This is a genomic window from Anaerococcus sp., from assembly GCF_022770135.1.
Lineage (GTDB): Bacteria > Bacillota > Clostridia > Tissierellales > Peptoniphilaceae > Anaerococcus.
The window spans coordinates 1-19,234 of the sequence record NZ_JALEIL010000104.1; the positions used below are offsets into that span (position 1 = coordinate 1).

Sequence of the window (19,234 nt, forward strand, 5' to 3'; positions counted from 1 at the left end):
TGCATCTATCATTGAGATTCTCTTCCAAGGAGCCTTTAGTTCAATCTCATGACCATCGAATTCTACAACTGTTGTTCCCTTTACTTTGTTTGCAACATGCTCTACCATATTTTCAGTGATTTCCATCATATCTTCGAAATCTCCATAGGCTTGGTAGAGTTCCATTGTTGTAAATTCAGGATTGTGAGTTGCATCCATTCCTTCATTTCTGAACATTCTTCCGATTTCATATACTCTATCAAAGCCACCTACGATTAATCTCTTAAGGTAAAGCTCTGATGCAATTCTTAGGTACATGCCTATATTTAGAGAATTGTGATGAGTTGTAAATGGACGAGCTGTAGCTCCTCCTGCTATTGTGTTTAGGATTGGAGTTTCAACTTCTAGGAAGCCTTGACCGTCTAGGAATCTCCTGATTTCTGATATGATTTGACTTCTTTGAACGAATACGCTTTTTACTTCTGGATTTACTATAAGGTCTAGGTATCTTTGTCTATATCTTAGGTCAGGGTCCTTTAGTCCGTGCCATTTTTCAGGAAGCATTTGAAGAGATTTGGTCATTAGTAGTGGAGTTTCAGTCTCGATTGAGATTTCTCCTTGATTTGTCTTAAATACTTTTCCTTCTATACCTACGATATCACCAATATCGTATTTTTTAACTTGTTTGAACTCATCGCCAATAACATTTTTACGGTTTACTATTTGAATTTGACCTTCTTCGTCTTGGATATCCATGAAGCTCATGTTTCCATGTCCACGTTTGGCCATAATTCTTCCAGCAATTCTTACTTTTTCGCCATCATATTCTTCAAAATTGTCTTTGATAAGGCTTGAAGCAATTCTTCCCTTAAAGTTTACAACCTTGTGAGGGTCTCTGCCTTCTTTCTTAAGGTCTTCTAGCTTGTCTCTTTTAATTTGTAACATTTCATTTAAATCTTTGTTATCAGCCATGTTTTCTCCTTTACTTAATATTTTTGATTACAAAATACATCTTTCCATTTGGTGTGCTTACTTCTACTCTTTCGTCTACCTTTTTCCCAATGAGCGCAGCACCAACTGGAGATTCATTAGAAATAAATCCTTCAAGCGGATTTGATTCAGCAGTTCCCACGATCTTGTATTCCAAATCTTCGTCGAACTCTTCATCATAAACTGTTACAGTATTGCCAACACCAACTTCATCTGAGTTTTCGATAACTTCGATTGTCTTGGCGTTTCTAATCATATCTTCAACCTTTGCAATCCTAGATTCCACTTCACCTTGCTCGTTTTTAGCTTCATCGTAGTCAGCATTTTCTGACAGGTCACCGAAGCTTCTTGCTACTTTGATTTTTTCAGCAATTTCTGGACGCTTTTTGGTCTTAAGATACTCTAGTTCATCTTCAAGTTTTTCTAAATATTCTTTACTTAATATTACTTCTTTATTTTCTGTCATAATTATCCTCTAAAAATTTCCTATATTCTTCTAGTAAATCAAATATTTCCTTACTAGTTTTTAATTTATTAACCCTATCTCTGTAGCTTGCAGCTTGTGGAAGGCCTTTAATATACCAACCAACGTGCTTTCTCATTTGGTTTATAACAAGTTTTTCAGATTTATACTTAAGAGATAGATCGTATTGTCTTTTGATAGTATGAAGTATATCTTCATATGTTATGGGACTAGTTTCTTTTCCTTCGATGTAGTCTTTAATTTGCCTAAAAATAAAGGGATTACCCATAGCCCCTCTTGCTATCATTACCCCGTCTGCCCTGGTCACATCGAGTATATTTTTGTAATCTTTGACACTAAAGACATCACCATTGGCGATAACTGGAATAGATAAAGTTTCTTTTAGCTTTCTTATAGATTCCCAATTGGCTTTTCCAGAATACTGTTGCTTACGAGTTCTTCCGTGAAGGATGACATAATCTACGCCGCTATCTTCGAGGGCCTTGCCAACTTCTATATAGTTTATAGAATCTTCATCAATGCCCATTCTAATTTTAACATTGACAATTTTGTCTGTGGATTCTTTAAGGCATTTACCTATCTCGTAGACTTTCTTCACATCTTTCATCAAAGCTGAGCCTTGGCCGTTATTAAATATCTTTGGCGCCGGGCAGCCCATATTAAAGCTTACTTCTTTAAAGTCTTCTCTAGGATTGATCTTTTCCTTGATGACTCTTTCGATAATGTCACAGTCCTTGCCGAAAATCTGGATATTGCAGTTTTTTTCTTCATCCGCTGTATACATTATCTCTTCAGTCGCCCTATTATTAAAATCAAGAGCGTTTACTGAGACCATCTCGGTAAAGGTCTTATCACAGCCATTTTCTTCGCAGATTTGCCTAAAGGCAGAATCGGTAATTCCCGCCATGGGAGCAAGCATTATTTTATTAAAGATTTTTGTTTCTCTCATAGATTAATCTCAATCCTTCAAGCATTAAATCAGGTTCAATAATTTCTATAAATTTACTAGATGCTGAGATTAGCTCAGAGAAACCTCCTGTTGCAACAACAGTTATATCACTTTCGTCTACGCCGTATTTATCTGCCATTTCTTTTTCTAAGATTGAAATAATATTATCTATCATCCCTATATATCCAAATATAATACCTGCATTGATTGATTCAGAAGTATTCTTCCCTATAGCAGATTCTGGATCCATAAGCTCAATCTTAGGTAGTTTGGCAGTAGAGCCGAAGAGTCCATCTTGGGCTATCCTAATACCTGGAGCTATAGATCCTCCAAGATACTTCTTATCTTCAGTAATTACATCAAAAGTTATGGCAGTACCCATATCTACGACTATTGTTGGTCCCCCGTATTTGCTAAAGGCTGCTACAGCATCTACAATCCTATCAGCTCCTACCTCTCTTGGGTTCTCGTATTCAATCGTAAGGAAGGTTGGCGTATCAGAATCCACCACTATGGCTTCTCTATCAAAGAGCTTCCTATTAGCAGATTGCCAGTTATACATCACATCTGGTACAACACAGCTCATGATGGTATCTTCAATATCTTCTACTTTAATTTGCTTAATTGCCAGCATATTAAATAAAGTAGCAACCAATTCATCACTTGTCTTCTTGAGGTCGGTCGCCACTCTAAATTTTGATTTCAAATTTTCTTTCTCGTAAACACCTATAACCGTATTAGTGTTTCCGATGTCTATTACTAATAACATAAAATCTCCAAATCACTTTCAAATTAACTCTTATATGATACGGTTATTTGGTGAAATTTCAAGCTTATTTACCTAACTTATATTTTCTAATTAGCCTATTGATCTCTTCTATATCTTCTTTCCTAACCTTAGTTGACTCACGACTTTCTCCCTTGCTATCTTTTACAACCATAATAAGGTCACAATTATCTGTATCAAAGCCCCATTTTCTAATTTCTTTGTAAGTTCTAAAGTTAGAATTTGCGAGGATGCCATTTTCTGCAACGCTTAGCTTAGCCCTTGTTGAAATCATAAATACAATAGCAAGAGCAATCATCACAACAGCTGTAAGCATACTTTGCTTATTTCCTTGTTGATATCCCGCGTAGAAATTGACTCCACCTGTTACGACTAATACTGCAACAAGGATCATCTCAAAGCTAGATGAAGGCCTTTTGAAGGAAGTCACTTCTCCTTCAAGCTTTTTCTTATCTCTTACTTGCTTATAAATTCTGTATAGGAAAAATACAACTATTGCCCCATACATAATTATAATCATCGAATCTAAATTTCCCATTTTTCCTCCTTAAAAACAAAATAGGCCCAAAGACCTATTTAGCATCCTCTATATTTTCATAAAATGATCTTTTGACAACGCCAATATATGGTAGATTTCTATACATTTGATCAAAGTCAAGACCAAAGCCTACTACAAACTCATTTGGTATCTTAAAGCCTGTCCAATCAGGTTTGATATCTACTTCTCTTCTTTCAGGTTTATCGAGTAAGGTTACAATCCTTACATCTTTTGCTTCTCTATTTATTAGATTCTCCTTAGTCTTTTTTAAGGTGTAACCTGTATCTATAATATCTTCGACTATTAGTACTTCCTTATCTTTGATATCAATATCAAGGTCTTTTAGGATTTTGACATTTCCACTTGAATAGGTGTTTTCCGCATAAGAAGAAACTACCATAAAGTCCATCTGAAGGTCGATATTTAAACTTTTGGCAAGTTCCGCCATAAACATTACCGAACCCTTGAGAATTCCTACGAGTATTAAAGTATCCTTATTCTCGTAATGACTGTTGATGGTTTTCGCTAATTGTTCTATCTTTAGCTTCAAACTTTCCTCATCAATCAATACTCTTTCAATTATGTCACTGTAGTCAGTCTTCATCATATACCTCTATCTTTATAATATTTTTTGTAGAAGGATCTACTTTATAATCCTCCGAGCTTCTAAAAGATGTCACCCATATTATATCATTTTCTGATAATATAAGGGGGATTTTTTCTCTTTTTTCCTTATCTACCTTCATGTCAATAAAAAAGTCCTTGAGTTTTTTGCTATGACCCAAGCCTATTGGTCTAAACTTATCTCCATTTTTCCTAAATCTTACACTTAGGGGAAAAGTTAATTTATCCCTATCGAAATATTCGATATTCTTCCCATGTTTTTTCTGAAAATCAGATACAGAACTTATCTTTATTCTTTTATCTCCAAAACTTATCTCATCGGCAATATCTATAGAGATTTCATCTTCTATTGCCTGAGAATCTTCCTTGATTAAGCCCAATCTATAGAACTTGTATGACTTAAGGAAAAGCAAATCATCTTTTATTATAGATTTACCATTATCTAGGTCAGTTAGGCTTAGAAAGTTATCGATATTATCCTTGGATATATCTCTAACTTCCTTCTTAATCTCTCCTATGGCCCTTCTTATAAGCCTTGCTTGGATAGCCTTATCCTTATTTTCAAAGCAAACTTTATCAAAGCTTATCGTATCACTTTTCCTTTGAATAATAATATCTTCATAAATATTTTTTATATAGGAATCGCTAATAGAAATCTCATCTGTTGCAATCTCAGAAAGCTTGACTAGGCTTTCTTTAAAATTCGGATTTATCATTTCAATTTCAGGAATTATCTCAAGTCTTAGCTTATTTCTAGTATAATCTGCCGTGAAATTTGTCTTATCAATTGCATAGGGTATTTTGTTTCTATCCAAGTACTCTAAGATCTTAGCCTTTTTGATATTTAGGATGGGTCTTATTATATCCCCATTCCTATAATCCATAGCCCTAAGGCCCTCTACTCCAGTTCCTCGAATTATCCTCATAAGGACAGTTTCTGCCTGATCGTCTAAGTTATGGGCTACGGCAATTTTCGATTTGGGGTATTCTTTTTGGACCCCTCTAAAAAACTCATACCTTAACCTTCTTCCAGCATCTTCTGAAGATAGGCCGTATTTCTTGGCATAATCATCCATACTCGCTGCTTTCTTCCTAAAGTCTAAGCCAAATTTCTTTGCAGTATCTTCGACTAAGCTCTCATCAAAATCTGCCTCTTTCCTATGAAGGTGGTTAAGGTGTGCAAGGACAATTGTAAAATCCATTTCCTTCCTAAGCTCCATCAAAGCATAGATAAGAAACTGGCTATCAGGACCTCCGCTTGCGCCGACTATGATATTATCGCCTTTTTCTATAAGTTTATTTGCTCTTATAGTTTCTCTTACTTTATTTATTATTGTCATCTTCATAGACCACTTCAGATTTCTTAACCATATCTAGTCTATCTCTTGCAATCTTTTCCTTAAACTCGTCAGTATTTCTATTGTCGTAATCTTCCTTCAAGGACTTGATGGTAATTTGCAAGTCATCTTTTTTCTTATTCAAAGATTCAATATCCTTATTTACCTTGGCGTATTCCTTTTCAACAGCCTTAGTATATAGGCTAAAGGATCCCACCGATAAGGCTATGATTGATAGGATGGTCAACAGAAATCTTTGGTTTTTCTTTCTTCTTTGCTTAAGATACGAATTCTTCTTACTCATCGATAACCTCATACATAGAAAAAGCATCGTTTTTCTTGGCTCCGTCAATCAAGTTTAGAACCCTAAATTTAAGATTGCTTTTGCCAAAAACAACTTCTACTATATCTCCTTCTTCTACTAAACTTCCCGGCTTGGCTTCCTTTTCATTTATCTTAACCCTGCCGTTTTCGCAAGCCTCTTTAGCTACTTGTCTTCTTTTAATAATTCTCGCATTTTTCAAAAATTTATCTATTCTCATAAGATTATCATACTGTATATAATCTTTTTAGGCAAAGCTTTATCATAGATCTTGGGCTTAATATCTAGCGAATAGTATAATGAACTTATGAACTACATATTCCATGTCGATTGTGATGCTTTTTATGCATCATGCGAAGAATTAAGAAATCCAAAACTAAAAAATCATCCCCTAGCTGTTGGAGGACTTTCAAACAAATCTATCCTCACTACTGCCAATTATAAGGCGAGAGAATTCGGTCTACATTCGGCTATGCCAGTCTTTATGGCTAAGGAACTTTGCCCAAATCTTATTCTTCTACCAGTAGATCACAAATACTACAGAGAAAAGTCCAAAGAAGTATTTTCTCTTGTAAAAGAATATGCAAAGCTTATTGAGCAAGTTTCTGTAGATGAGGCCTATTTACTAGTAGAAACAGATTCTGCCAAAGACCTTGCCAGAAATCTTCAAGAAAAAGTCTTAGAAAAAACTGGCATTGGAATCTCTATCGGCATATCCTACAACAAGTTTCTAGCAAAGCTTGCAAGCGATTGGAAAAAACCTCAGGGTATAACTCAAATTAGAAAAGAAGATCTAGAGTATTTTTTACCAGATATTCCTGTAAAAAAGGTCCACGGTATAGGCAAGAAAACTAGCGAGAGATTAAATAAAATAGGAATCTACAAAGTAGAAGACCTTCTAAAGCTAGACTATGAGTATCTTATTGATAATTTTGGCAAGCAAGGAGCCTATATCTACCATGTAATAAGGGGAGTTGACGAAAGGAAGATCAATCCTTATAGGGTTAGAAAAAGTATAGGAAAGGAAAGGACCTTTGCTCAAAACACCAATGATATGGCAATTCTATCTTCCTATCTAAAAAACTTATCTGAACTTATCGAAGATGAGATGGATATCAAAAATATCCACGGAAAAACCGTAAATTTAAAAATCAAAGATCACAAATTCAAAAACCACACTAAGGCCATCACCCTCCAAGAGCCAATTTATAAGGCAAGGGATATCTACAATGAAGCCTTAAGTCTCTTAAAAGACCTCCATAAGGGCGAGATGCTTAGGCTAATCGGCATATCCTTATCAAATCTTCAAGAAAGAAAACAAAATCAATTAAGTTTCTTTGACTGACAAGAAGACCCCAAATCCTCATTCTGGAATTTGGGGTCTCGTTATTCTAAAATAATTTATTTTTCTTCTTCTTTTTTATCTTCTTCCTTAATTTCTTCTTCATCATCTTGGTCTTGGATTATAGTCTTTCTAACTTCCGCATCGATTTGAGCCATTAGTTCTGGATTTTCTTCCAAGAAATCTTTGACATTTTCCCTACCTTGGCCGAGCTTTTCGTCCTTGTAGGAGAACCAAGATCCAGCCTTATCAACTATGTCCATATCTACAGCAGTATCTAGCAATACTCCAGATTTAGAGATTCCCTTACCATACATGATATCGAACTCTACTACCTTGAATGGAGGAGCTACCTTATTTTTGACAACCTTAACCCTAGTTCTTGATCCTATAGAATTGTCTCCTTGGGTGATTGTCTTTATCCTTCTAATGTCAAGCCTTACAGATGAGTAGAACTTAAGGGCACGACCACCTGGTGTTGTCTCAGGAGATCCAAACATAACGCCCACTTTCTCTCTTAGCTGGTTGATGAAAATCACTGTTGTGTTAGATTTTGCTATAACACCTGTAAGTCTTCTTAGGGCTTGACTCATTAGTCTCGCTTGAAGACCAACGTGGCTATCTCCCATTTCCCCTTCGATTTCAGCTCTAGGAACAAGGGCTGCAACTGAGTCGATTACGATTAGATCAACCGCCCCACTTCTTACTAGACTTTCAGCTATATCAAGTCCTTGCTCTCCAGTATCTGGTTGGGATAGGATTAGATTATCTATATCAACACCCAAGTTTTCTGCATACTCTGCATCTAGGGCGTGCTCTGCATCGATAAAGGCACAGGTCTGATCCTGTTTTTGATCTTCTGCTACTATATGAAGGGCAAGGGTTGTCTTACCAGATGATTCAGGACCGAAGATTTCAACTACTCTTCCTCTAGGAATTCCACCAATACCTAAAGCTATATCGAGGTTGACTGCCCCTGTTGGGATAGCAGATACTGAAACTCTAGGAGCCTCGCCCATCTTCATTATGGCTCCCTTACCGTATTTTTTCTCTATATTTTTAAAAGCCTGGTCTAAGGCTTTTTGCTTGTCTTTATCCATAAACTCTCCTCTACTATTTATATAATCTGTGCAATATTCTACTATTATTATATCATTTTATTAATTTTCTTAAAGCATCTACAAAAGAAAGAAGCTTTCGCAAAAATCTTTCATATCTATCACAGACTTGTAGGCCGAAGTTCTTTCAAGATTTCTTTAACTATTAAGTCAATGATAGGAATTTTATTTGCAAAAGCTAATACTTTTAATATTATTCTATTTAATTCTAAGCCTTTTAGATATTTTCTAAGTCCAAGACTTTTTTATTCTTTACTATATAGTCCATTCCAGATATTACTGTAAGAGCTACTGCTATATAGAAGACAAAGATTCCAGCTTTGTTAAGGACAGGAACATTTAGTAAAAGCATCACAAGAGAAACCATTTGGCTTGTTGTCTTTGCCTTACCCCACATGCTTGCTGCTATTGTGATTCCAGAATCTGCCGCGAGGGTTCTAAAGCCTGTGATGATAAGCTCTCTTGAGATTATTATTATTACAGGCCAAGCTGGTATTGTATTATCTTCTACCAATACCAAGAAGGCAGCCATAGTTAGGACCTTATCCACCAAGGGATCGGTGAACTTCCCAAAGTTTGTTATCATATTTCTGCTTCTTGCTATGTGACCGTCGACTGCATCTGTAAGACTTGCTATTATAAAGACAATAGCTGCTATATTCATATCCCTTCCACTTATCATAAAGATTATCACAAAGACTGGGATTAAAAATAGTCTTACTAGGGTTATTTTGTTAGCTAAATTCATTTTCTTCTCCTTCTAAATAGGACCTATCTACTAAGACCTTTCTTGGCTTGGATCCTTCATATCCTCCGACTACTCCTCTTTGTTCCAACTGGTCGATTATCCTTCCAGCCCTAGCGTAGCCTATCTTAAGCTTTCTTTGAAGCATGGATACTGAGGCTGTATTTTCATTGATTATAACCTTGATAGCCTCATCAATTAGCTCATCCTCATCGTCTGAACCTTCTGTAGGACTTTCGACGTTTTCTTCTACCTTCTCTATGGCTTCCTCGTCGTAATTGGTCTCGTTTCCTTCCTTGATTTCCCTTACAACACTTATTACCTCATCATCTGAGACAAAGGCTCCTTGGATTCTGGTTGGTCTCATAGAATCGCTTGAGGCGTAGAGCATATCTCCCTTTCCTAGAAGCTTCTCAGCTCCTTGGGCATCAAGGATTGTTCTTGAGTCGATTTGACTTGTAACTGCGAAGGAAATCCTTGAAGGGATATTTGCCTTGATAGTTCCTGTGATGACATCGACCGTTGGTCTTTGGGTTGCAATTATCAAGTGAATACCACAGGCTCTGGACTTCTGGGCAAGCCTTGTTATATAATCTTCGACCTCTGCACCTACAGTCATCATCAAATCTGCAAGCTCATCTATTATAATTACTATATATGGAAGATTTTCCATAGAGTCGTCAGACTCTTGAGCCTTCTTATATCCAACTATATCTCTAACGTGATTTTTCTCAAATAATTTATATCTCTTCTCCATCTCGCTTATGGCCCAGAAAAGTGATGATGAAGCCTTCTTAGGATCAGTAATTACAGGCATGATTAGGTGAGGTATGCCATTGTAGATAGAAAGCTCTACAACCTTTGGGTCTACTAAGAGAAGTTTTACATCATTTGGCGAGTGTTTATAGAGAATTGACATAATGATTGTATTGATACAAACTGACTTACCAGAACCTGTCGCTCCCGATACCAAAAGGTGAGGCATCTTCTCAATAGCAGAGACCTCAACATCTCCTGATATGGACTTACCCATAGCAAAGGGAATTGTGTATTTAGACTTGACGAAGTTTTCTGAAGATAAAATTTCCTTAAGGCCAACAACTTCCTTCTTATCATTGGGTACTTCTATACCAACATGGCTTTTGCCAGGAATTGGGGCAAGTATTCTTATCCCGCTTGTAGCAAGGGCTAGGGCCAAATCATCAGATAAGTTTACAATCTTACTAACCTTAACTCCCCTCTGAGGTTTTAGCTCATAGCAAGTTACTGTAGGACCTACGTCAATTTGTACGACCTTACCATCTATGCCAAATGAGTCCAAAGTCTCTTCTATAGCGACAGCTCGTGCTCTGATTTCTCTATCATCGACTCCCCCATCTTCGTTCCTATCTTCCAAAAGATCAATGGATGGATAGGTATAATCTCCGAATTCTCTTCTGAAACTTTCATTGAAATCGGACATCTCGACTTGACGAGACTTGTAATTGTTTACCTTAGCATCGCCTAAGCTGTCTAAGTCGAAGTTTTTGACAGGTTTTCTCTTAACTTCTTCCTCTTTTACGATCTCTTTTTCCTTTACATTAATTGGAGATTCATTTGGAAGAGATTGTCTTTCTTCTAAATCATCTTCTCTAGCAATTTCGATTTTTTCTTCTTTCTGTCTTTGTTTTCTTTCATCGATTGATCTTTTTGTTCTTTGGCTAAGATCTTTAATATTTTGACCTAATTTAATAAAGTTTTCCTTAACTTTTCTGAAAAATTCTCCATAAGTCAAAGGACTTATATCAATTAAGAGGGAAAAGATTGAAAGGCCGTATAGAATATAAAGTCCCAGATTTCCGATCAGATTCACTAGGAAAAATGAGATTGCTCCCCCAAGAGCGCCTCCCCCATCAGATTTTTGGCTTACTGCATATTGGACAGACCAAGCAAGCTCATTTCTTATAAAGTCTCTTGAAAAGATTGCTAGAGTGAGTAGGTAAATTGTATAAAGTAGCAAAAACTTAGATAAGTTTTCTCTAAATCTTCCCCTAAGCTCTGATAAAAAGCTTATAAATACAAGAACTGGGAAGACTAGGGCAAATTTGCCGAAGATTTTGGCAAAGAAGTCTGACAAGACATCTCCCATAAGTCCAGTGTTAGAACTTAAAATAAATATAAATAAAATGACTTGGACTGCCATCATAATTATAGAAAATCTCCTGAAATCAAACTTACTTTCCCTAGGCTTTTTAGTCTTAGTCCTATTAGGTGATTTTTTATTCGATTTTTTTCTAATTCTGTTTTGATTCTTACTAGTCATATCCACCTCTCTATAATTATATATTAAGAGGCATAAAAAATAAACTGCCATGACAGTTTAGCTTAGAGACTATCTTTATTATTATAAATTAAAGACTTATCCCTCAAGCGAAACGAAGAAATCCTTCCGCCTTGCTTTGAGGAATATAGACTTGTCAAAAGTCTCTTACTATCTAAAACAGTTTATTTAAGTGCTCTTACTTATCTTTTTTATCTTTTCTGTAAGGTGATTCGTCTACTGGCCATGCTTCTGGTTTTTCTAGGAGGGCCTTTCTTGATAGGTTGATTCTTCCTTGCCTATCAATTTCTGTTACCTTTACCTTAACCTCATCTCCTACGCTTAAGACATCTTCAACCTTTTCTACCCTGTGGTGGTCGATTTGAGAAATGTGGAGGAGACCTTCCTTACCAATTGCAATTTCTACAAAGGCTCCGAAGTTCATAATCCTAACTACCTTACCTGTATAGATATCGCCTGGCTTTGGATCTGTTACGATAGATTTGATCATCTCAATGGCCTTCTTACCACTTTCGCCATCATCTGAAGCAACAGTGATGTGTCCATCATCTTCTGTTTCAATCTTAACACCAGTAGCATCTATAATCTTGTTGATTGTCTTTCCACCAGAACCAATTACATCACGAACCTTTTCTGGGTCGATGTCGATTGTAAATAGTCTTGGAGCATAATCAGATATATCACTTCTTGGCTTATCAATCGCAGATTCTATAACATCAAGGATTCTCATTCTAGCACTATGAGCGTCATTTAGAGATTCTTCTAGAACTTCTCTTGTGATTCCGTCTATTTTCATATCCATTTGTAGGGCTGTGATTCCATCACGAGTTCCTGCAACCTTAAAGTCCATATCTCCTAGGTGGTCTTCTAGGCCTTGGATATCTGTAAGGATTGATATAGAGTCATCTTCCTTGATAAGACCCATAGCAATTCCTGCAACAGGTTTTGATATTGGAACACCTGCATCCATTAGAGAGAGGGTTGAACCACAGATAGAAGCTTGAGAGCTTGATCCATTTGATGATAGTACTTCTGATACGACTCTAATTGTGTAAGGGAAGTCTTTTTCATCTGGGAGAACTGGTAGTAGGGCTCTTTCAGCCAAACGTCCGTGACCGATCTCACGACGACCAGGTCCTCTAAGTGGTCTTACATCTCCAACACAAAATGGTGGGAAGTTGTATTGGTGGATGTATCTTTTTTGAATCTCTTCTCTATTAAGTCCATCTATAATTTGAACATCAGCAGGAGATCCTAGGGTCACTACAGATAGGACTTGAGTTTGTCCTCTTTGGAAGAGTCCTGATCCGTGTACTCTTGGAAGAAGTCCTGCCTCTGCAGAAAGTGGTCTGATTTCTGTAAGATCACGTCCGTCTGGTCTAATCTTATCGATTGAAATCATACGACGAACTTCTTTTTTCATGATATTATCTATTCTTCTGTGAATTTCATCTTCACTTTCTGGATATTCTTCTAGATATTTTTCCTTAGCAGCTTCTTCGATATTGAAGATATTATTTTCTCTTTCAGTCTTATCTGTAGTTCTGATTGAATTTTTGATTTCTTCTTCAAAATCAGCTGAGATCTTTCTATCAAGTTCTGTCTCTTCTACTTGGGCAACTTCGATTTTTTCTTTACCTATATCGTCGATTATAGTTTGGATAAAGTCAGAAATATTACCAATCTCTTCTAGGGCAAGGAGCATTGCTTCAAGCATTTCTCCTTCAGAAATCTCCTTTGCTCCAGCTTCTACCATGTTGATAGCGCCCTTCTTACCAGCTACAGTAAGCTCTAAGCTAGATTTTTCTCTTTCTTCCTTGTTTGGATTAATGATTAGCTTATCATCAACCTTACCAACCATACAAGCTCCAACAGGACCGTCGAATGGAATGTCAGATATACCCAAGGCGATTGAAGCACCGATTGTTGTAAGTGGATCTGGGAGGTTATCTTCATCCATAGACAAAACTGTGGCTATGATTTGTACGTCATTGTAGTAGTTTTCTGGGAAAAGTGGTCTTAGAGGTCTATCCATTTGACGAGATATAAGGGTTGCCTCATCGCTTGCCTTTCCTTCTCTTTTAAGGAATCCTCCAGGAATTTTTCCTACTGCATATAATTTTTCTTGGAAATCACATATTAGTGGAAAAAAGTCTATTCCTTCCCTTGGCTTCTCACTTGCAACTGCTGTTACAAGCAAAGAAGTATCGCCACTTTTTATGTAGCATTCACCATTGGCTTGTTCTGCAAATTTACCAATAGTAACTTCAAAATCTTTGCCTAATTTTGATTCGTATTTGTAAGTTTTTACCATCTTTACTCCTATGTTTTTATATATAAAATAAGGCGGGAATGCCCCGCCAATAACTAACCTCTTAGACCTAGTCTCTCAATGATTGATCTGTATCTATCAATGTCATTATCTCTTAGGTAGTTTAACATACCTTTTCTACGTCTAATCATTTTGTAAAGACCTCTTCTTGATGAGTGGTCTTTTTTGTTGTTCTTTAAGTGTTCTGTAAGATCAGCAATTCTCTTTGATAGGATTGCGATTTGAACTTCTGGAGAACCTGTGTCTCCTTCTTCTAGTTGGTATTCTTTGATTATTGCTTGTTTTTCGTCTGCTTTTAACATAATTTCCTCCATTAATAATATTTGCCATTTACCAAGTAAAGGTCGAGGTATCATTTACTTAGCAAAGGTACCGCTAAATATTATACTAGTTCATCTTTCTTTTGCAAAATATTTTCCAAATATTCATAGGCCTTTTTCTTATCTGAATTCATCTGCTCTATCAAGGCTTCCTTACTATCGAATTTGATATCGTAACGGAAAAACTCTATAAATTCTATGGAAATATCTTTGCCGTAAATATTTTGGTTAAAGTCAAGGATGTAAGTCTCAACCTTCCTATTGTTTTCATCAAAGGTGGGATTGGTGCCTACATTGCTTAAGGCATAGTAAGACGCGCCGTCGATATTAACCTTTGTAAAATAAACCCCATCTACAGGAAGGACATAGTTAAAGCTAAGCTTAAGGTTTGCTGTAGGGAAGTTTAGGGTCCTGCCTCTTTTGGCTCCATCGACAACCTTTCCTTTTATCTTGTAATTTCTTCCCAGAAGCTTGTTTACTTTTCTAATATTTCCTTCTCTTATTAGGTCCCTAATATGGTTGGATGAGATCTTATTTACCTCATCTTCTTTTTCAAAATCCACTACAGAAGTCTTGTAATCATATTCATCTTCGAGCTTTCTAAGAGTTTCGACATCACCTGAGGCCTTCCTACCAAACCTGTAGTCCTTGCCACAAATAACATAGGATGCGTTGAGTTTTTTGTTAATAATTTCAGCTATAAATTCCCTTGGAGAAAGATTCATAAACTTTTCATCAAAATCTATCAAGCAAAAGGTATTGATCCCCATCGACGCCAAAATCTCAATCTTGTCTTCAAGACTTGTCATGTATTCTTTCTCATCCTTAAGTCTTAGTTTAGTGTTTTCCTTAAACAATAAGACTGAAGGTTCTAGGTCATACTTTTTGCTGATTTCTAAATTATTCTTCATAAGTTTTTGATGGCCTAAATGAACTCCATCGAAGTTACCAAGACTTACCGCTTTTTTTTCAAGATCTGGCAGGTCCATATTTAGGTCATATATTTTTATTTTCTCTATCATAAAATACTTTCTCCATTTTCAGAAAATATCCGCCCTTACTTTCAAAACTCTTTGCCAAGCCAATAAATTCATTTCTCGAGTATACTCTAACTTCTTCGTCTATTTCTTCGTCTATCTTTATGGTCATGCCATTTACGGCTTCATCGAAAAGATTATCAGCAAGGTCGTATCTAGGAAACTTATCTAGGGCCTTATCTACTCTTTCAAGTTTAGATATAAGCTCATCCTTATCCATTTCCAAAATTTCAGAGGATTTAATAGCTTCTTCTACTAGAAAGTCTCCTGCCCTTACCCTTCTAAGCTCTTTTACGAAAGATAGACACCCTAAGTCTTCTCCTATATCATCCACAAGAGTTCTAATATAGGTGCCCTTGGAGCAAGTTACTGAAATCTTGGCATAAGGAAAGTCGAAGTCTATTAGTTTTAGGTCATAGATCTTGACCTTTCTTTTCTTTCTTTCGATTTCCTTGCCACTTCTTGCAAGATCGTAAAGCTTCTTGCCGTCTACCTTTAGAGCAGAATACATAGGAGGAATTTGTTCTATCTCTCCCCTATAGTTTTTTAAAACTTCTTCTAAATCTTCTATCTTGCAAGTCTTAGAACTTTCCTTGATGACAACTCCAGCCGCATCAAGGGTGTCGGTCTTTTTCCCAAATTCCATCAGGCATTCGTAGGTCTTATCCTTATCCATCATGTAGTCGGATACCCTTGTCGCCTTGCCCACAACAATAGGTAGGACTCCACTTGCCTCAAGATCAAGAGTCCCTGTATGGCCTACCTTTTTTTGATTTAAGGCACGCCTTACGAGAGATACTACCCTTGCTGAAGATATGCCCTTTTCCTTATCTACATTTAGGATGCCGCTATACATCAATTTCCTTTAGGATAGCAATAGCCTTCTTACTTGCAGCTTCTAGGGAATCATCAAAGATTGAAAATCCACTTGCTTTAATGTGGCCTCCGCCGCCATTTTCACGGGCAACTTTTGCTACATCAACATCCTTACTTCTTAGGGATACCTTGTATTCTCCATTGTCGTATTCCTTAAGTATCATAGAAACTCCAACTTCATCGATATCTCTTAGCATACCTACGATTGTCTCAGCATCTCCCATTTGAACTCCGTGTTTTTTTACAAGATCTTTGGAGATAATTGAATAGGCCTTTTTGTCCATAAACTCAGCATTTGAGATAACTTCTGTTTGGAATTTCATAACCTTCATTGGCTTTGATTGGTAGAGATTTCTATAGATATATTCGCTATCTGCCCCAAGACTTAGAAGTCTTCCTGCAACGTAGAAGGTATATTCTGTAACATTTGAATATAGGAATCTATTGGTATCTGTGCAAAGACCTGTATAGATTAAGCTTGCTATATCCTTATCTATAGGAAGGTCTAGCCTGTCGATAATTTCAAATACAAGCTCGCAAGTTGCAGGAGCTGTGTCATAGATTAGGTTAAGGTCTGTATCTATTCCTCCTCCTACGTGATGGTCTATAACCAAAGTATTTTTGGAAGCTTTAGCGATAGGTGTAAGGTTATCACCAATCCTATCAAATTCTGAACAGTCCAAAATCATAAAGAGGTCATAGGAATCCCTTGTAGCTTCTTTATAATATTCCTTTTCAGGCAAGAAATGTAGGTAATCATCTATGGTGTCATTGGCTAGAAGCTCTACATCTTTACCATAAAGCTCTAAGGATTTTCTTAGAGCAAGGGTAGAACCCAGATTGTCTCCATCTGGGTTAATGTGGCTTGCTATTGCGATGGTTTCTGCATTATCGACAAGTTCTTTAAATTTGTCGAGTTTATCTTTACTGATCTTCTCTTTCTTCATTAGCTTTCTTATCCTTTGCAATTGTTTCTGCTATTAGCTTATCCATGTAAGCGCCGTGTTCGATTGAGTTATCGATTTTGAATCTAAATTCTGGCATTGATCTAAGTCTCATCCTCTCTCCAATAAGGATTTTGATGTAGCCTTTAGCTTGCTCTAAAGCCTCGATTACATCTTCCTTATTTGCAGCATCTCCTAGTACGCTTACGAAACAATCAGCGTAGGAAAGGTCGTTGGTTACTTCAACATCTGTAATAGTAACCATTGCCTCTGTACTAAGTCTTGGATCGTTTAAGTCATCTCTTAGAATTTTGGATAGTTCTTTTTTGACTTCAGATGAGATTCTTTCTGTTCTTCTTTTATTCATTAATCTCTTTCCTTTTCAACCATTTCATAGGCTTCCATGACATCTCCAACCTTGATATCGTTGAATCTGTTTAGACCAATACCACCCTCGTATCCATTAGCAAGTTCTTTGGCATCGTCCTTAAATCTCTTCATTGATGAAATGTCACCATCAAAGATTACTATATTGTCACGGAGAAGTCTGATGCTTGCTCTTCTTGGAACTGAACCATTTGTAACCATAACACCAGCAACTGTTCCTGCTCCTGGAACCTTGAAGGTATCACGTACTTCAGCCCTACCAAGGACAACTTCCTTAAATTCTGGATCGAGCATACCCTTAATAGCTTTTTCTACATCTTCGATTGCTTCATAAATTACAGAATATGTTCTAATCTCTATATTGTTATCTTTTGCTCTTTCCAAAGCTCCTTGGGTTGGTCTTACATTAAATCCTATGATAACTGCGTTAGATGCTTGGGCAAGTAGGATATCTGATTCTGTAATTCCTCCTACAGCTCCTGCTATAACAGAAACTTTAACTTCTTCATTTGAAAGCTTAACAAGTGAGTGGCTTACAGCATCTACTGTTCCCTTAACGTCTGTCTTAACTATAATATTAAGCTCTTTTAACTCGCCATCTCCGATATCTGAGTACATATCTTCAAGATTGGTATTAGCCTTTGCCTTAAGGTGTTCTTCACGTTTAAACTCTGCTGCCCTATCTGCAAATTCACGAGCAAGCTTCTCATCTTCTACAGCATAGATCATATCTCCTGCTTCGGCAACGTCAGATAGACCTAGGATTTGGGCTGGCATTGAAGGAGTTGCTTCTTCGATTGATTCCCCTAGTGAGTTAAACATTGCTCTAATCCTACCTGATGCAGATCCTGTTACTACATAGTCTCCTGCATGGAGGGTTCCCTTTTGCACAAGCACTGTAGCAACTGCTCCTCTTGCCTTATCAAGTTGGGCTTCTACGATAATACCTACTGCACGTCTATTTGGATTTGCCTTAAGCTCTCTCATTTCAGCTACTAAAAGAACCATCTCTAGTAAATCATCAATACCTTCTCCTGTGTGAGCAGATACTGGAACCATGATGGTATCTCCTCCCCATTCTTCAGATACAAGACCATGTTCCATTAACTCTTGTTTTACTCTGTTAGGGTCAGCTACTTCCTTATCGATCTTATTTATAGCTACTACAATTGGTATTCCAGCAGCCTTGGCGTGGTTGATTGCCTCAACAGTTTGTGGCATAACACCATCATCTGCTGCAACTACTAGAATTGCTATATCAGTTGCTTGGGCTCCCCTCATTCTCATCTCAGTGAAGGCTTCGTGGCCCGGTGTATCAAGGAAGCTTATTTTCTTATCGTTTATATCTACTACAGAAGCACCTATGTGTTGGGTGATACCTCCTGCTTCGCCACTTGTAACTCTTGTTGATCTTATCTTATCAAGGATAGAAGTCTTACCATGGTCAACGTGACCCATTACAGAAACTACTGGAGGTCTATTAACTAAGTCTTCTTCCTTGTCTTCATAGTCTAGTTCTACTTGTTGTTCTTCAATGGCATCGTACTCTTCTTCAAGTTTTATCTCCTTGCCAAAGTCTAGGGCAACTAGTTCTGCCTGTTCAAACTCTATTTGATCATTTAGCCCTGCCATTACGCCAAGACCAATTAGTTTTCCTATTACAGAATTTGGAGATTCTCCTATTTTATCAGCAAAAGTCTTTACATTTACAGTTTCTGGAATTTCTATTATCCCATCATTCTTTTTCTCTTCGACTTGTTTCTTGTTAGCCTTGGAAGTTTTCTTGTTTTTGCTTTTTTTCTT

Annotated in this window: 20 protein-coding genes; 1 reads left to right on the top strand and 19 read right to left on the bottom strand. The window is 36.9% G+C overall.

Going from position 1 to position 19,234, the window contains the following annotated elements:
* From MRZ08_RS05270 to MRZ08_RS05310, 9 genes are all read right to left on the bottom strand, one after another.
* The coding region (locus tag MRZ08_RS05270; RefSeq protein ID WP_297380155.1) for an amino acid--tRNA ligase-related protein at positions 1–951 on the bottom strand (951 nt) is incomplete at its 3' end.
* A gap of 10 nt (positions 952–961) precedes the next feature.
* Complete coding sequence (gene greA / locus MRZ08_RS05275; RefSeq protein WP_015777579.1) at positions 962–1,435, bottom strand: transcription elongation factor GreA; 474 nt, start codon at positions 1,433–1,435, stop codon at positions 962–964.
* Positions 1,422–2,402: a tRNA dihydrouridine synthase DusB gene (dusB, locus tag MRZ08_RS05280; RefSeq protein ID WP_297380159.1), complete on the bottom strand. Its 981-nt coding sequence runs from the start codon at positions 2,400–2,402 to the stop codon at positions 1,422–1,424. The genes greA and dusB overlap by 14 nt, the downstream gene beginning before the upstream one ends.
* Positions 2,380–3,171, bottom strand: a complete 792-nt coding sequence (locus MRZ08_RS05285; RefSeq protein ID WP_297380161.1) for a type III pantothenate kinase — start codon at positions 3,169–3,171, stop codon at positions 2,380–2,382. Before MRZ08_RS05285 ends, dusB begins: the two co-directional genes overlap by 23 nt.
* A 64-nt stretch (positions 3,172–3,235) precedes the next feature.
* A complete protein-coding gene (locus MRZ08_RS05290) occupies positions 3,236–3,727 on the bottom strand; it encodes a DUF5673 domain-containing protein (protein WP_297380164.1) in 492 nt (163 codons plus the stop codon).
* 34 nt (positions 3,728–3,761) lie between these two features.
* A complete protein-coding gene (gene hpt, locus MRZ08_RS05295) occupies positions 3,762–4,331 on the bottom strand; it encodes a hypoxanthine phosphoribosyltransferase (RefSeq protein ID WP_297380167.1) in 570 nt (189 codons plus the stop codon).
* Positions 4,321–5,697, bottom strand: coding sequence for a tRNA lysidine(34) synthetase TilS (gene tilS, locus MRZ08_RS05300; protein ID WP_320603500.1), 1,377 nt, complete (start codon positions 5,695–5,697; stop codon positions 4,321–4,323). The genes hpt and tilS overlap by 11 nt, the downstream gene beginning before the upstream one ends.
* A complete protein-coding gene (locus MRZ08_RS05305) occupies positions 5,675–5,992 on the bottom strand; it encodes a septum formation initiator family protein (RefSeq protein ID WP_297380169.1) in 318 nt (105 codons plus the stop codon). Before MRZ08_RS05305 ends, tilS begins: the two co-directional genes overlap by 23 nt.
* Positions 5,985–6,230, bottom strand: coding sequence for an RNA-binding S4 domain-containing protein (locus MRZ08_RS05310; RefSeq protein WP_297380172.1), 246 nt, complete (start codon positions 6,228–6,230; stop codon positions 5,985–5,987). The genes MRZ08_RS05305 and MRZ08_RS05310 overlap by 8 nt, the downstream gene beginning before the upstream one ends.
* Before the next feature lie 87 nt (positions 6,231–6,317).
* Here MRZ08_RS05310 and MRZ08_RS05315 point away from each other — a divergent pair, with 87 nt between their 5' ends.
* Positions 6,318–7,355, top strand: a complete 1,038-nt coding sequence (locus tag MRZ08_RS05315; RefSeq protein ID WP_297380175.1) for a DNA polymerase IV — start codon at positions 6,318–6,320, stop codon at positions 7,353–7,355.
* 56 nt (positions 7,356–7,411) lie between these two features.
* On the opposite strand, the gene recA is transcribed toward MRZ08_RS05315, so the two are convergent.
* From recA to infB, 10 genes are all read right to left on the bottom strand, one after another.
* The gene (gene recA, locus MRZ08_RS05320; RefSeq protein WP_297380178.1) at positions 7,412–8,452 is read right to left on the bottom strand and encodes a recombinase RecA; all 1,041 of its coding nucleotides are present in this window, start codon (positions 8,450–8,452) and stop codon (positions 7,412–7,414) included.
* A 235-nt stretch (positions 8,453–8,687) separates the two neighbouring features.
* Complete coding sequence (gene pgsA / locus MRZ08_RS05325) at positions 8,688–9,218, bottom strand: CDP-diacylglycerol--glycerol-3-phosphate 3-phosphatidyltransferase (RefSeq protein WP_297380181.1); 531 nt, start codon at positions 9,216–9,218, stop codon at positions 8,688–8,690.
* Positions 9,205–11,517 carry a DNA translocase FtsK 4TM domain-containing protein gene (locus MRZ08_RS05330; protein ID WP_297380184.1) on the bottom strand — a complete coding sequence of 771 codons (2,313 nt, stop codon included), beginning with the start codon at positions 11,515–11,517 and terminating at the stop codon, positions 9,205–9,207. The genes pgsA and MRZ08_RS05330 overlap by 14 nt, the downstream gene beginning before the upstream one ends.
* Positions 11,518–11,713: 196 nt before the next feature.
* Positions 11,714–13,849 carry a polyribonucleotide nucleotidyltransferase gene (gene pnp / locus MRZ08_RS05335; protein ID WP_297380187.1) on the bottom strand — a complete coding sequence of 712 codons (2,136 nt, stop codon included), beginning with the start codon at positions 13,847–13,849 and terminating at the stop codon, positions 11,714–11,716.
* Between the two features lie 53 nt (positions 13,850–13,902).
* The gene (gene rpsO / locus MRZ08_RS05340) at positions 13,903–14,169 is read right to left on the bottom strand and encodes a 30S ribosomal protein S15 (RefSeq protein ID WP_297380190.1); all 267 of its coding nucleotides are present in this window, start codon (positions 14,167–14,169) and stop codon (positions 13,903–13,905) included.
* Positions 14,170–14,249: 80 nt separating this feature from the next.
* Positions 14,250–15,209, bottom strand: coding sequence for a bifunctional riboflavin kinase/FAD synthetase (locus tag MRZ08_RS05345; RefSeq protein WP_297380192.1), 960 nt, complete (start codon positions 15,207–15,209; stop codon positions 14,250–14,252).
* The gene (gene truB / locus MRZ08_RS05350) at positions 15,184–16,080 is read right to left on the bottom strand and encodes a tRNA pseudouridine(55) synthase TruB (protein ID WP_297380195.1); all 897 of its coding nucleotides are present in this window, start codon (positions 16,078–16,080) and stop codon (positions 15,184–15,186) included. Before truB ends, MRZ08_RS05345 begins: the two co-directional genes overlap by 26 nt.
* Complete coding sequence (locus MRZ08_RS05355) at positions 16,073–17,047, bottom strand: bifunctional oligoribonuclease/PAP phosphatase NrnA (protein ID WP_297380197.1); 975 nt, start codon at positions 17,045–17,047, stop codon at positions 16,073–16,075. Before MRZ08_RS05355 ends, truB begins: the two co-directional genes overlap by 8 nt.
* Entirely contained in the window at positions 17,025–17,411 is a 387-nt protein-coding gene (gene rbfA, locus MRZ08_RS05360; RefSeq protein WP_297380198.1) for a 30S ribosome-binding factor RbfA, read from the bottom strand. The genes MRZ08_RS05355 and rbfA overlap by 23 nt, the downstream gene beginning before the upstream one ends.
* Positions 17,411–19,234 (bottom strand): translation initiation factor IF-2 (infB, locus tag MRZ08_RS05365; protein WP_297380200.1); only part of this gene is annotated, 1,824 nt, incomplete at its 5' end. The genes infB and rbfA, both read right to left, overlap by 1 nt.

Coding starts and splice junctions, on each gene's coding strand:
- greA (WP_015777579.1), bottom strand. CDS start 1,435: ATGACAGAAAATAAAGAAGTAATATTAAGTAAAGAATATTTAGAAAAA.
- dusB (WP_297380159.1), bottom strand. CDS start 2,402: ATGAGAGAAACAAAAATCTTTAATAAAATAATGCTTGCTCCCATGGCG.
- MRZ08_RS05285 (WP_297380161.1), bottom strand. CDS start 3,171: ATGTTATTAGTAATAGACATCGGAAACACTAATACGGTTATAGGTGTT.
- MRZ08_RS05290 (WP_297380164.1), bottom strand. CDS start 3,727: ATGGGAAATTTAGATTCGATGATTATAATTATGTATGGGGCAATAGTT.
- hpt (WP_297380167.1), bottom strand. CDS start 4,331: ATGAAGACTGACTACAGTGACATAATTGAAAGAGTATTGATTGATGAG.
- tilS (WP_320603500.1), bottom strand. CDS start 5,697: ATGAAGATGACAATAATAAATAAAGTAAGAGAAACTATAAGAGCAAAT.
- MRZ08_RS05305 (WP_297380169.1), bottom strand. CDS start 5,992: ATGAGTAAGAAGAATTCGTATCTTAAGCAAAGAAGAAAGAAAAACCAA.
- MRZ08_RS05310 (WP_297380172.1), bottom strand. CDS start 6,230: ATGAGAATAGATAAATTTTTGAAAAATGCGAGAATTATTAAAAGAAGA.
- MRZ08_RS05315 (WP_297380175.1), top strand. CDS start 6,318: ATGAACTACATATTCCATGTCGATTGTGATGCTTTTTATGCATCATGC.
- recA (WP_297380178.1), bottom strand. CDS start 8,452: ATGGATAAAGACAAGCAAAAAGCCTTAGACCAGGCTTTTAAAAATATA.
- pgsA (WP_297380181.1), bottom strand. CDS start 9,218: ATGAATTTAGCTAACAAAATAACCCTAGTAAGACTATTTTTAATCCCA.
- MRZ08_RS05330 (WP_297380184.1), bottom strand. CDS start 11,517: ATGACTAGTAAGAATCAAAACAGAATTAGAAAAAAATCGAATAAAAAA.
- pnp (WP_297380187.1), bottom strand. CDS start 13,849: ATGGTAAAAACTTACAAATACGAATCAAAATTAGGCAAAGATTTTGAA.
- rpsO (WP_297380190.1), bottom strand. CDS start 14,169: ATGTTAAAAGCAGACGAAAAACAAGCAATAATCAAAGAATACCAACTA.
- MRZ08_RS05345 (WP_297380192.1), bottom strand. CDS start 15,209: ATGATAGAGAAAATAAAAATATATGACCTAAATATGGACCTGCCAGAT.
- truB (WP_297380195.1), bottom strand. CDS start 16,080: ATGTATAGCGGCATCCTAAATGTAGATAAGGAAAAGGGCATATCTTCA.
- MRZ08_RS05355 (WP_297380197.1), bottom strand. CDS start 17,047: ATGAAGAAAGAGAAGATCAGTAAAGATAAACTCGACAAATTTAAAGAA.
- rbfA (WP_297380198.1), bottom strand. CDS start 17,411: ATGAATAAAAGAAGAACAGAAAGAATCTCATCTGAAGTCAAAAAAGAA.